Annotated in this window: 12 protein-coding genes and 1 pseudogene; 11 read left to right on the top strand and 2 right to left on the bottom strand. The window is 36.5% G+C overall.

Annotation, left to right across the window (positions count from 1 at the left end; genetic code table 11):
* Nucleotides 1-10 precede the first annotated feature (10 nt).
* A complete protein-coding gene (locus tag BM121_RS02345; RefSeq protein WP_175495287.1) occupies nt 11-1,039 on the top strand; it encodes a lactonase family protein in 1,029 nt (342 codons plus the stop codon).
* Nucleotides 1,040-1,041: 2 nt separating this feature from the next.
* Nucleotides 1,042-1,497, top strand: coding sequence for a GNAT family N-acetyltransferase (locus tag BM121_RS02340; RefSeq protein ID WP_091480613.1), 456 nt, complete (start codon nt 1,042-1,044; stop codon nt 1,495-1,497).
* Between the two features lie 180 nt (nt 1,498-1,677).
* Here BM121_RS02340 and BM121_RS02335 read toward each other — a convergent pair whose 3' ends face one another.
* Nucleotides 1,678-2,610, bottom strand: coding sequence for a lytic polysaccharide monooxygenase (locus BM121_RS02335; RefSeq protein ID WP_091480610.1), 933 nt, complete (start codon nt 2,608-2,610; stop codon nt 1,678-1,680).
* 499 nt (nt 2,611-3,109) lie between these two features.
* Between BM121_RS02335 and BM121_RS02330 the strand changes: the two genes are divergently transcribed.
* The 4 genes from BM121_RS02330 (at nt 3,110) to BM121_RS02315 (ending at nt 7,378) form a co-directional block, all read left to right on the top strand.
* The gene (locus tag BM121_RS02330; RefSeq protein WP_425432204.1) at nt 3,110-3,976 is read left to right on the top strand and encodes an ABC transporter permease; all 867 of its coding nucleotides are present in this window, start codon (nt 3,110-3,112) and stop codon (nt 3,974-3,976) included.
* A 24-nt stretch (nt 3,977-4,000) separates the two neighbouring features.
* Nucleotides 4,001-4,897: a carbohydrate ABC transporter permease gene (locus tag BM121_RS02325; protein ID WP_091480605.1), complete on the top strand. Its 897-nt coding sequence runs from the start codon at nt 4,001-4,003 to the stop codon at nt 4,895-4,897.
* Nucleotides 4,898-4,962: 65 nt separating this feature from the next.
* Nucleotides 4,963-6,621, top strand: coding sequence for an extracellular solute-binding protein (locus BM121_RS02320; RefSeq protein ID WP_091480602.1), 1,659 nt, complete (start codon nt 4,963-4,965; stop codon nt 6,619-6,621).
* A 28-nt stretch (nt 6,622-6,649) separates the two neighbouring features.
* Nucleotides 6,650-7,378, top strand: a complete 729-nt coding sequence (locus BM121_RS02315; RefSeq protein ID WP_217649291.1) for a YesL family protein — start codon at nt 6,650-6,652, stop codon at nt 7,376-7,378.
* Nucleotides 7,379-7,457: 79 nt separating this feature from the next.
* Here the strand turns inward: BM121_RS02315 and BM121_RS22345 are convergent.
* A pseudogene (locus BM121_RS22345) lies at nt 7,458-7,646 on the bottom strand (amidohydrolase/deacetylase family metallohydrolase); the annotation flags it as partial.
* A gap of 178 nt (nt 7,647-7,824) precedes the next feature.
* Here BM121_RS22345 and BM121_RS02310 point away from each other — a divergent pair.
* The 5 genes from BM121_RS02310 (at nt 7,825) to nagE (ending at nt 13,128) form a co-directional block, all read left to right on the top strand.
* Nucleotides 7,825-9,231, top strand: coding sequence for a glycoside hydrolase family 18 protein (locus tag BM121_RS02310; protein ID WP_217649290.1), 1,407 nt, complete (start codon nt 7,825-7,827; stop codon nt 9,229-9,231).
* Complete coding sequence (locus tag BM121_RS02305) at nt 9,219-10,028, top strand: LPXTG cell wall anchor domain-containing protein (protein WP_091480594.1); 810 nt, start codon at nt 9,219-9,221, stop codon at nt 10,026-10,028. Before BM121_RS02310 ends, BM121_RS02305 begins: the two co-directional genes overlap by 13 nt.
* A 263-nt stretch (nt 10,029-10,291) precedes the next feature.
* Nucleotides 10,292-10,783 carry a PTS sugar transporter subunit IIA gene (locus tag BM121_RS02300; protein ID WP_091480592.1) on the top strand — a complete coding sequence of 164 codons (492 nt, stop codon included), beginning with the start codon at nt 10,292-10,294 and terminating at the stop codon, nt 10,781-10,783.
* A 42-nt stretch (nt 10,784-10,825) separates the two neighbouring features.
* Nucleotides 10,826-11,641 carry a PRD domain-containing protein gene (locus BM121_RS02295; RefSeq protein WP_091480590.1) on the top strand — a complete coding sequence of 272 codons (816 nt, stop codon included), beginning with the start codon at nt 10,826-10,828 and terminating at the stop codon, nt 11,639-11,641.
* 35 nt (nt 11,642-11,676) lie between these two features.
* Nucleotides 11,677-13,128: an N-acetylglucosamine-specific PTS transporter subunit IIBC gene (gene nagE / locus BM121_RS02290; RefSeq protein WP_091481244.1), complete on the top strand. Its 1,452-nt coding sequence runs from the start codon at nt 11,677-11,679 to the stop codon at nt 13,126-13,128.
* Nucleotides 13,129-13,373 lie beyond the last annotated feature (245 nt).

The following is a 13,373-nucleotide window of genomic DNA, read 5'->3' as shown; positions in this document are numbered from 1 at the left end:
AAACATTCAAATGAGTAGCTATAAAATGTTTGTTGGAGGATATGGGCAAGAAGAGGATGAAGCGATACAAGTCATAACATACGATTTTAAAAAGCAGTCATTTAAAAAGCTGTTGGCTGTAAAGGGGATTCAATCCCCTTCTTTTTTAGCGATTCACCCTTATTTAGATACCATTTATGCTGTCAGTGAGGTAGATAACGGAGAAGTAGCAGGGTTTCAGCTTGATTCGCAGTTCATTGAAGTTGGGAGACAGTCTACAAAAGGATCAGGCCCTTGTTATGTCCATGCCGATGAAGAAGGAGAATTTTTGTTAATCGCGAACTATGGCGAAGGGAACATTTCGTTACATCCACTTCAAGAAGATGGTTCAGTAGAAACATGTAGCGACGTAGTTACACTGCCTATTGTTCATCAAGAAAAGAATTCACACCCACATACTTGTTATCCGTTAGGTGATCAGGATACTTTTTTAGTCACAGATTTAGGACAGGACTCTTTATCATTGTTTCGATTAGATCGTAATCAACAAAGGTTAATACATGTTCATTCATTTGAATTAGGAATGGATAAGGGGGCACGGCATATAGTTGTTTACCAGAATAGAAAGTTCATTTATATTGCAAATGAATTCAGTTCTACTGTTTCGGTCTATCGTTTTAATCAAGAAAAGTTAGAGATTGAGCTTATTCAGGAGATTTCTACTATTCCTCAAGATGTAGTGATAGATAACTATTGTGCAGATATTCACTTTTCTCCAGACGAGCATTTCCTATATGTATCCAATAGGGGAAGAGATTCTATTACCGTTTTTCAGGTGTTTACCGATGGCATGCTAACCTTTCATGATGAAGTATCAACTTTAGGGCGCTGGCCGCGAAATTTTGCCGTTACGCCAGATGGTGCATTTATTTTGGTTGCTAATGAGCATAGTGACATGATTACAGTGCTGAAAATTACCTCAGACGGTACATTACAACAGCTACCTGATAAATATGAAATGATTAAACCGACTTGTTTAAAGTTTTTAGGGGGGAAATGATAATGACAGATATGTTAGTCAATTTATATTCATTATCGGAAGATTCACTTGATAGCACGCAAAGCTATCAAATACGACATGTTTTACCACCAGAAAAGCATAAAGTGCTTGATTGGGTCCGAGAGCATTTTTCTGAAAACTGGGTAAGTGAATGTGAAGTCGCTTGCGCAAAGATACCGGCTAATTGTCTAATCGCAGTCCAAGATAAAGACATATTAGGTTTTGCCTGTTATGATACGACATTTCGAAACTTTTTTGGTCCTACCGGAGTGAAGGAAAGTGCAAGAGGGCAAGGAATTGGTTATCAGTTGTTGTTGGCCAGTTTGTTTCAATTAAGAGTTAAAGGTTATGCATATGCGATCATTGGTGATGCAGGACCTGTGGAGTTTTATAAGAAAACAATTGGAGCGGTACCGATTGATGGTGTGCCTGCATTGAGACAAATGAATGTACTGTAAGCAGTTCAGTGAAGGAGTACAACCGAACAATATGTACTCCATACTGAACTATTTTTTACTGTTTAGTTGCAGTAATACGAATTATACTAACAGTAAAAGCCCCTGTTTCATATTTTTGAAACAGGGGTAATTGTATTTAACCTTGGAGATTTTGTTATTTTATTTAATGTATTTTCAGATCTAGTTGACGACAACCCATACGTTACTTGTATCTGGTGTTTCACTTAGTGTCCACCAGAGTGCTTCGTATAGGACACCTTGATACGTAACACGATCTCCACTATTATATGCAGTGGTGCTGGACCATTCTGGAGCTTCAGGCTGTTCAGGCGCGTCCCCGCTTATCAATTCCCAAACGTCTGATTCACCAGGAGTATCCCCTTGTGTCCACCACTTCGCTTGATAAGCGCTTTCATTATAAGAAACTTGATCACCATTTAAATAGGCAGCGTTTGGATCCCATTCTGGTATGTCACCAGGATCTCCGGGTTCCTCAGGATCTCCAGGTTCAAATTCCCCGTCAAAGTTAGCGTCAATTACTTGATAGAAACCATTTGCTGTATCAGCTACTTCCCAATAAGCAAAAATAACATGATATCCTGACCGTTGAGGAATTTCACAATCATGTGTTGTTGTGAAATCAGGGCGTTGTCCATTATCATTATGCGTACAGAATAATTCAAAATCTGATCGTTCTAACGGAGAATTAGGATCCCATCCTTCCTTTGTAATATAGTAATCCCAGTTGTAAGAAGCGTGTGCAGCAGTTAATGTCCATTCAAAGGTGAAGGCTCCACTTGACATGGGAACTTTCGCCCAACGATTTTCAGATTGTTCGTCTAATTTAGGAAAGACGCCTCCTGCACTGGCAATCTGTCCATCTTCTACCCCAGCCTCAGGAAAATTACCAGGTCCTTCAAGACTATGTGGTTCATATACAGCAGCTCCACAATCAACATTAACACCATCTGCGCATAACAGCGCTCTGCTATCAGGGTTACTAACATATCCGTGAGCAGAAACCATCGTGGTGAAAGCTAAAGACACACAACATAATCCTACAACCATCAATACGACCTTTAGAAAACTAAGTTTACTAACTTCTACACTCATTACTTTCCCTCCTTGATTATAATACTAGATGTCTATACCTGAAGAAGTAAAAAATAATAGTAAGAGCTCCAATTTGTGATCTCACCTCCATTTTTGCAACGGAAAAATAGACTCTTACACTTCTACAGTTTAGATAAATTAGGTTGTAAATTCAATAGGTATTATGATAAATACTCAGAAATGGTATATTTGTCCTATAAAAATAGGAGATGATTAATCGTTGTTGTTATTTTTTACAAAAACTTTAAAAAGGGATTGCAATTCGTTATTTTAATTGGTATAGTTATCTTATCCAATAATAAAAGCTTGATTATCTTTTACTCAACATGGAGAACATAAACATCTTAGAGCGTCTGGGATGTTTATGTTTTTTTATGGTTTTGACTCAAAAAGGGGGTAATGCTAAATGGGAGTGAAATCAGAGATCATCACAAGTGATATAAAAGCTAATAAAAAGAAAAGTTTTATCAAAAGATACTTTGGCCAATTTGACTTGCAAATGATGGTGATACCGGGATTATTATTTATTTTTATTTTTAACTATATACCAATGTATGGCGTGATAATGGCTTTTCAGGATTATGACATTTTTGAGGGGATGATGGGAAGTTCATGGGCTGGACTAGAGCATTTTAAAATGTTTTTTTCTGATCCAAGGTTTCTGGAAATAATGCGTAATACCTTTGTTATTAGTGGATTGAAGATTTTAATATGTTTTCCTGCACCAATCATGCTTGCTCTTATGTTAAATGAAGTAAAAAACATGGCCTTCAAAAGAACGGTACAAACCATCACTTATTTACCACATTTTTTATCTTGGGTGATCGTTGCTGGATTTACGATGTCGATATTATCGACAGACAATGGCAGTTTAAATATTGTATTAGAAAAAATAGGGTTGATTGATGGATCGATTAGTTTTCTAGCAATCCCTGAATATTTTTGGACGATTATCGTTTCTACTAATCTATGGAAATCGATTGGTTTCGCTTCGATTGTTTATATTGCAGCAATTGCAGGAGTGGATCAACAGCTTTATGAAGCAGCAGCATTAGATGGGGCAAGTCGATTTAAGCAAATATTTTTAATAACGATTCCTTCCATTATGCCTATCATTGTTATCTTTTTTATTTTAGAAGTTGGAAATTTATTAAACGCTGGTTTTGAAGATTTATTAATTTTAGGAGATTCGGCAATATTACGATCTGTTTCCGATGTTATTGATACGTATGTTTACCGGGTAGGTATTGGAAGTGGAAGGTATTCCTATGCAACAGCAATTGGTCTATTTAAAGCGCTTATAAGTGTAGGTTTGTTAACATTGGCCAATTATATCGCTCGCAGGAATGGCAATAGTCTTTGGTAAAGAAAGAGAAGAGGTGAAGAACAAATGATAAAACCGACATTTCGTGATCGGATCATGATAGTTTGCATATATATTTTTCTGATTTTATTAGGTTTCGTGACGTTCTATCCATTTTGGAATTCGTTAGTGATTTCCTTTAATAGTGGGCAGGACACGATGCTTGGCGGTGTAACCTTTTGGCCACGGGATTTCACATTGGAAAATTATCAAATCGTTTTTCAGGATAAACGATTATTGAATGCCTTTTTGATCTCCGTGTTAAGGACGGTAATTGGTACTTTTCTATCTGTTCTAGTCACAGCATTATTGGCATACGGCTTATCGAAAAAAGAATTAATTGGTAGAAAGTTTTTTATGATTTTCTGTTTATTAACGATGTTTTTTAGCGGTGGCTTAATTCCAACTTTTCTACTTGTTAGAGGAATAGGGCTGATGGATTCATTTTGGGCGATGATTATCCCAACACTTGTATTAGTGTGGAATATGATTATTTTCCGTACCTTCTTTCAACAATTGCCTAAAGGGTTGGAGGAATCAGCTAAGATAGATGGATGTGGGAACTGGCAAATTTTCTTCCGAATTGTGCTGCCTTTGTCAGGACCTGTTATCGCTACATTATCCTTGTTTACCGCTGTGTTCCATTGGAATGATTGGTTTTTTCCTAGTATTTATATCTCTTCAGAAAACTTGATACCAATCCAGACTTTACTTCGACAAGTATTGAATTCTAATACCGTAACATCACAAATGAGTCAGCTCGATGCGGGAGCTTTAGCGCATATGTCCAATGTAGCGAAAGTTACCGGAAAATCTTTATCAATGGCCACGATGATGGTAGCGACAATTCCGATTATATTAGTTTATCCATTTGTTCAAAAACACTTTGTTAAAGGGGTACTAATCGGATCACTGAAAGAGTAGTGCAATAAAATTGGTTTAAGGCTACATGCTTAAATAATAATTTATTGAAAAAGGGGTTGAGTGCAATGAGGAAAAAGAGTATTCATTGGTATCTGTTACTTGTATTTCTATTAACTGTTGGAATTGTTGCTGGATGTTCTGATAGTGATACCACTGAAAGTGTAGAAGAAGAGAAAAATGATTCCGAAACAAATGATGAAGCAGGTGAAGAGGATGAATTATTTGTTTTCGGTGAAGAGACTCTGGAAATTTCAATGTTTGGCAATTATGACTGGTACACCATGCCTGGATGGGGGGACGATGTAGCGACAGCTTGGATCAAAGAGAATAAAAAAGTAGATATAACCGCGATTGACGGAGGTGGTAATGCTGAACAAAAATTAACCACCATGATTGCAGGAGATGAGTTGCCTGATTTTATTTGGACAGATCGTGGGGCATCTGTTGAAAGATTACGGGAAGGTGGAGCACTTGTACCATTAGATCCTTATCTTGATAAATATACGAATTTAAGAGACTGGTTTGGTGAAGAAGGTATTAATATGCTTCGTTCGGATGATGGCAAGTTATATCAATTTCCGAACTGGTATAATTCCAGTCCATTCGGTAATGCAGGGTATGTAGTAAATAAAGGAATTTATGAAGATTTAGGATCCCCACCTTTAGAGACAACAGAAGATTTATATGAATACTTACAATTAGTGAAAGAGAATTACCCGGATGTTATTCCGTTTGAAACAGGGATAGATGGTCAAGGTATTAATGTTTTATACTCTGCTTTTGCCGAGGGAGAATCTCCAGCTAACATTAACAATGTAGCTGTACCGAACGGAGATCAGTTAACGTCCATTTTTATGGATGAGAATTATACCGAATCATTACAATATGTTAGTAAATTGTTCCGTGAAGGACTGATTACACAAGATGCATTGACACAAGACCAGGATATGGTTATAGAAAAAGTAACAGCAGGTAACATAGCTGTTTTCGCATCTGCAAGTCCGACTGATCATGCTAGAACAGGTCATTATGATTTATTGGAAGAAGATCCTGATGGAGGCTATTTTATGATTCATCCGATTCATAAAGAAGGATTAGATCCAAATGAAGTTTACCCTGGTTCTTATAATATGATGGGGTGGAATGTAAGTGTTATTACTAAAGGTGCGGAAGATCCCGAGAAAGTGTTTGCTTTCTTAGATTGGTTAACTGGACCTGAAGGGCAGTCTTCACTCATATTTGGCCCTGAGGGAGAGTATTGGGATGGATTTGATGAAGAAGGATTTCCGCAATTCACGGAAAAATACTATGAGGATCCTGAAGGTTTAGCTAAAGTAGAAGAAGATACAGCGAATTTTCAATGGAATGGGAATTCCAATTTCTTAGATACAGCGAAAGCTAATTTTGAAGAAAGTTTACCTGAAGAACATCGTAACTGGACGACTCACTGGCAAAATACGATTACATGGGATACTCAATATGATGCAACACAATACTTAAATATTAGTCCGATCCCTGAAAGTGAGGAAGGGATTATTCAGCAACGTGTAGGAGAAGTTTTTGAGGAGGCTCGTGCCAAAGCAGTTTATGCACAAAGTGATGAAGAAGTCGAACAAATTATGGAAGAAGCTGAAACAGCGGCTCAAGACGTAGGTTATCAACAACTCCTTGAATTTCAAACTGAAAAATGGCAAGAGAATCTAGCAATCGTAGCTGGAGAATAATTCATTTCACGGAAGGGAAGTGATGAGCATGGAATCAATGGGAATGATCGATAAGTTTTATCAAATTTCGTATGGGTTGATGAAATTATTACTGGTAAATATGTTATGGCTACTTTTCAATTTTCCAATCGTTTATATAGTATTGGTTACATTAACGGTAAAAAGTATGAATGAATTATATTTGCTTATCATGATCATCATGCTATTACTTCCCTTCATTTTCTTTCCTGCCACTACTGCAATGTTTGCGGTGATTAGAAGAGGGACTTTGTATAAGAAAGATGATAGATTACTATCTTATTTCTGGAAGGCATATAAACAAAACTATCGGCGAAGCCTTGTAGGAGGGATTATGATAACCGTTATTTGGATTGTTTGGATATACAACTATCATTTATCAGGGATTGAGATAGGGTCTGCGTTATCTTATATTTATCTCGCTTTTACTGTGTTTTTATTAGCTTTTACGAATTATTTCTTTGCGGACAGTGTACATTATCATCTGCCATTTATCGTATCAATCAAAAAGTCTATCATGATGAGTATTGGTTTTCCGCATTATACCATTTCTATTATTGGTGTATCAGGTGTTTGTCTATATAGTTTATATGTACTACACCCAATATTTCTTGTGTTGTATGGTGGAATTTTACCTGCAATAATCTGTTTTCTAGGCTATTATTTTATTTACCTAAGAGCGAAAAAATCAAAAGAAATGACGGAAGATAAAAAACAATGGAACCCCCTAAAAGCATAAGCGACCAGATCATTGGTCGCTTATGCTTTTGAATTTCACCATATTGCGTATTGATAAATATGTCTATCTTATTACATCACACAGGACCATTCCGCCGATTCTCCCGATAAATATCGGTACTAATCGAAAAAGGATAGATTTGGTGCTTTTTTGCGTACTCTGCAACTTTAAAGGAAAAACTAGCACTGCCGTGAACAATATCTAACAGCATCCCTCGGTGAATCGCATGTAGCAGCTCCTTCAGTGGTTTCCCATCCTGATCAAATAATTAATTGCTTTCCCATAACCGAAGATACATCATCCTATTTTTTTATAGATATTGACAAAAGTTTCTAAATTTAATAATCTTGTATAGAGGTATAGTCATCTTATCTATTGTTCCTAAAATAGATTGTGTTTACATCAATATGTATTCTATTAATCTACTTAAAGGAGTGGTGGAAAGAATGATAATGAACGGAAAATGTCAACAGGTTGTGAAGTGGTTTGTGTTAGGTTGTGTCAGCATTGTATTAGTTGCTGTTGGTTTATTTCTAGCAACAGAAGAAATGATTGCATCAGAATCAGAAGATGAATATCGAGTTGTCGGTTATTATACGCAATGGTCAACATATGGGAGAGATTATCAAGCAGTAGATATTGATGCAAGTAAATTAACGCATATTGTTTATGCATTTGCGGATTATTGTTGGGAAGGAGAAGGTCATGCAGATACTACAGATTGTGAAGGGGTTACAAACGGCACAGTAGTGTCCGCAGACCCATGGGCTGATTATCAAAATCCTAATGTATTGGGACTTACTGAAGAGGAGTTGGAAGATTGGGATCGAGATTTTTTTGGAAACTTAGGTGGTTTAGCTATATTAAAGGATGAAAACCCTGGATTACGTACCCTATTATCTATTGGGGGATGGACATTCTCGAAAAATTTCTCCAATATAGCTGCATCAGAAGAAACTAGGGAAACCTTTGCAAAATCAGCAGTTGCTTTTATGAGAAAGTATGAAATGGATGGTGTAGATATAGATTGGGAATACCCTGTTAGTGGTGGAAAGGAAGGAAATATTCACCGCCTGGAAGATAAACAAAATCACACCTTATTATTACAAGCAATACGAGATCAATTAGACAAAGCAGAGGAAGAAGACGGAAAGGAATATGAATTAGCGATTGCGTCAAGCGCTAACCCGTCTTATCTAGACAATAATGAAATGGAAAAAATTGCAGGAATAGTTGATTTTATTGACATTATGACATACGACTTTAATGGAAGCTGGCAATCTACTAGTGCGCATAATGCCCCATTATTTGAAGATCCGGCTGCAAGGGAAGCAGGGGTTCCTGATACAGATGTATTCAATGTAGAAGCAGCGATCGAAGGACATTTAAATGCAGGCGTACCTGCCAATAAATTAGTGATGGGATTACCTTTTTATGGTCGTTCATGGGCTGGCTGTGATAACCCAGAGACTAACCCGGGTGGTGGTTATTATCAAAACTGTCAAGGTGCGGGAGAAGGTACATGGGAACCAGGGGTCTATGATTATGAAGATATTATTTCCAATAAATTAACAGATAAGCAATATACTGCTTATTGGAATGATGTTTCCAAGGTACCATATTTATTTAATGAAGAAACAGGCGAGTTTATTACGTATGATGATGAACGTTCGATAGCGGATAAAATCGCTTATCTGGAAAACCGTCAGCTTGGTGGAGCGATGATTTGGGAATTAAGTGCAGATCGAGGAAGTAAGCTATTATCAGTTATGCATAATGAATTCACAAATGACACTACACCCCTCTACCTACACCACCTGATGATGGTACGGTTAAGGATATGGATGAACTAGAGGTCAACAATAATCATTATATTTATACTAATTCCAATAATGCAGAAAGTGTCGTTTTTAATGCATCCCTTTTAGAGAAATTACAAGAGAACTATGGATTAGTGATTCATTATAAAGACATTGTCATGGAAGTACCGGTTGACTTACTAAAGACGGAGAAACATATTACTTTCCAATTTGCTGAAGCTGCAGAGGATATAATCAGTAAGCATAATAATCATGTTAGTTCTATATATGATTTAACTATATTATTTGGAGATGAAGTGTTTTCTGATTTTGGCGAGCATCGAGTTACATTGACTTTCACAGTGAATGAGGACAAGATAGAAAATGGCAATGAACTAGCTGTTTATTTACTGGATGAGAATGGTGAAAAACAGCAAGAAATAGATGTGGAGTATGATAAGGAACAACAAATAGTCATAGCAGATGTTGCTCATTTCAGTTTATACGGAGTATTTGAGAACACTACTCCTAATGAAGAACAAACAGAGGATGAAAAAGAAGATAATGAGCCTGAAACTGACCACGGTGATGAAAATCCGAATGAAAAAATACCTGAAGAAGAATCTACTACTAATAATACGGATAAAGACAACACGAGCAATGAGAAAAACGAAAAAAGTGTTCAAGAAAAAGAGAGTCCTAGATCTTCCCAAAGTCAATATGAAGAAACAGAAGGTCAGCCTCTTCCGGATACTGCTACAAACCAATTTAATTATATATTAATCGGCTTATTAGTTATAACTGGAGGCTGCATCCTATTTTTTATAACAAGAGTACGAAAATATAAATAATGCACATTAGGTATAGACAACTACACCTACTTGTGTTAATCTATATGTAATTGGAATTGTCTAATTAAATGATGACTCACATGTTACTAATGAAATTAGGCATGGAGAAAATATAAAGGCTGGTATATCAGTTTTAATATTTCTTCATGCTTTTTTTTATTAGGAAAGAAAGTATAGAAATTAGGTCCCTGTCTAGCTTTGAGCGTTCTGCGCTTATGTTTGCAGAGTATGTACAGAAAATCATGCCAAAAGGAGAATAAATGATGTTTAAGAACTTATTAAAAAAATCTTCTACCCCTATACAATTAAAAGCACCTATTACTGGTGAAATAGTACCGCTTGAAAAAGTACCCGATCCTGTTTTTAGTCAAAAGATGATGGGAGAAGGAATCGCGATCATTCCAAAAGAAGAAAATGTTGTCGCACCAGCTGATGGTACGATTATTCAAATTGCACCAAGTAAGCATGCAATAGGATTAAAGACAAATGATGATATGGAGATACTTATTCATGTTGGATTAGAGACAGTTTCCTTAGATGGCGAGGGATTTAATGTCTTAGTCGAAGAGGGGGACCATGTTTCAGTTGGTGATAAGTTGATGATAGTAGATTTTGAGCTTGTTCGTAATAAAGTGCCACATATTATTACGCCGATGGTAATTACAAATAGTGAGCAAAGTAACAAGGAGTATAACCTAACAGCAGAAACGGAGTGTAAGGCTGGACAGACATCTGTTTTAACCATTAATGGATAGTGTAAAGCATGACCGATTTCTTAAAAGAAGGGAGATGATGGAATGAGATTGAAGAAAATCTTGAACAATAACGCTGTACTTGTAATGGATCAGCAAGAAGAAAAAGTTGCTATTGGTACAGGTGTTGCATTTGGCAAAAAAAAGAATGATATCATTAATCCAAATAAAGTGGAGCAACTTTTTGTAATGAAGGAAAATGAGAAATTACAGCAGCTGTTAAATCGAATTCCAGCGGAACACTTTTTTATTTCAGAAGAAATTATCTCCTATGCCGAAAAGTATCTTGGCTCTAAGTTAAGTGAACACATCCATATCGCTTTGACAGATCATGTTTCGTTTACAATTGAGCGGATACAAGATGGCATTCACCTCCAAAATAAGCTTTTAAATGAAATAAAAATATTGTATCGCAATGAATTTGAAATCGGTTTATGGGCAGTGCAGCGAATGCGTGAAAAATATGCTATAGAAGTTCCTATTGATGAAGCAGCTCATATTGCCCTGCATATCCATACAATGAAACTTCAGGGAGGTGATTACGGCCAGACGATTAAGCATACAGCCATCGTGAGAGAAATGATTCAGCTCATTTTAAAGAAGATGGAAATAACCATCAAAGAAGATGATATTTCCTATCAAAGGCTAGTGACACATTTGCATTTTGCTTTATCTCGAGTTAGTCATTACGAGTTACATGAACTGGACGAGGAAATGTTACGAATGATTCAAAAGAAATTTGCTGATTCATATCAGTGTACGAAGGAAGTAACAGCAATTATCCAACATAAATATGATATTTATTTTCCTGAATCAGAGCTCGGATATATTACGATTCACATTAATAGACTTAAAAAGTAGTTTTAACTTTTACAAATTAGGAGGAACTAATTATGATCATGAAATATCTGCAAAATATTGGTCGATCATTAATGTTGCCGGTTGCAGTTTTACCAGCAGCAGCGATATTAATGGGGCTCGGTTATTGGATGGATCCAGAAGGTTGGGGGGAAGCGAATGTAGTAGCGGCCTTTTTAATTAAAGCTGGTGAATCAATTATTTCTACTGAGAGTATGTCCATCTTGTTCGCCGTCGGTATTGCCTTTGGAATGTCAAAAGATAAAGATGGTTCTGCCGCGCTAAGTGGTTTAGTATCCTATCTCGTCATTACGACGTTGTTAACAACAGATTCTGTGGCTTTGTTGCAAAGTGTGGAGCCAGAAAATGTGAATAAAGCTTTTGCTAATATAGAAAATCAATTTATAGGTATTATCTCAGGTATCGTAGCTTCTATTATGTATAATCGGTTTAGCCATGTAAAACTACCGGATGCTTTTGCATTTTTTAGTGGTAAGCGTCTAGTACCAATCATGACAGCGGTAAGCAGTTTACTTATAGCTGCCATTCTATTCTTTGTATGGCCAGTTGTCTATTCTGGATTAGTTTCATTTGGTAAAGCTATTCTTGATTTAGACGCAATTGGTGCAGGTTTATATGGCTTCTTTAATCGTTTATTAATACCGATAGGACTTCACCATGCATTAAACTCTGTGTTCTGGTTTGATGTCGCAGGTATTAATGATATAGAGAATTTTTGGTCTGGAAAAGGGGAAAAAGGTGTTACAGGTATGTATATGGCAGGGTTCTTCCCGGTTATGATGTTTGGTTTACCGGCAGCAGCATTAGCAATGTATCATACAGCTAAAACAAATCGAAAGAAAACAGCAGCATCATTACTGTTAGCGGCAGGTTTTGCATCATTCTTTACGGGGGTAACAGAACCACTAGAATTTTCTTTTATGTTTTTAGCACCGGCATTATATGTTGTCCATGCAGCGTTAACAGGTATATCCATGGCTGTAGCAGCCGCCTTTGATTGGACAGCTGGTTTTGGATTTAGTGCTGGTTTTGTCGATTTCTTTTTAAGCTCCCGATTACCATTAGCCAATCAACCGTTTATGTTAATTGTTCAAGGGTTAGTCATAGGGGTCATTTATTACGTATTATTCCGATTCTTAATCACGAAATTTAATTTCAAAACACCAGGTCGTGAGGATGACGTAGAGCAGGTGGAAAATGCAAGTGAAGAATCTTCTTCTAATAATGATATAGCTACAATGGCAAAAGAAATTTATGCTGGATTAGGTGGAGACGAAAATGTTGTCACGCTAGATAATTGTGTAACAAGATTAAGACTCGATGTAAGTGATATGGATGCAGTTGATCAACAACGAATAAAAAATACTGGTGTTCCAGGAATAAATATTGTAGGTAAAAATAGTATCCAAGTCATTGTGGGAACACAGGTGCAATTTGTAGCAGAAGAAATTAAAAAAATACGTAAATAATTGAGTGAATGAGTTAAGCTAAATAGCAGACACAAAAAGCATGGAGATCCATTTCTCCATGCTTTTTTTACGAATAACTCTCATTCTTTTCCCGAGTGAAACATCCTCCACAAGATTCTGGTTTCTCATGGAGAAAGCAGATTGTTTTTGCGAATAGATATGCCATCTTATCCATAGTCCATTCATTTTTTAACGGTTTCCTACATACATATAGATAAAGCAACTACCGAAATAATTTCATCATG

The sequence above is a fragment of the Gracilibacillus orientalis genome (assembly GCF_900114645.1).
In the GTDB taxonomy this organism is placed as follows: domain Bacteria; phylum Bacillota; class Bacilli; order Bacillales; family Amphibacillaceae; genus Gracilibacillus; species Gracilibacillus orientalis.
The sequence above is the reverse complement of the archived record's forward strand: the minus strand, read 5'-3'. Positions and strand labels throughout refer to the sequence as shown.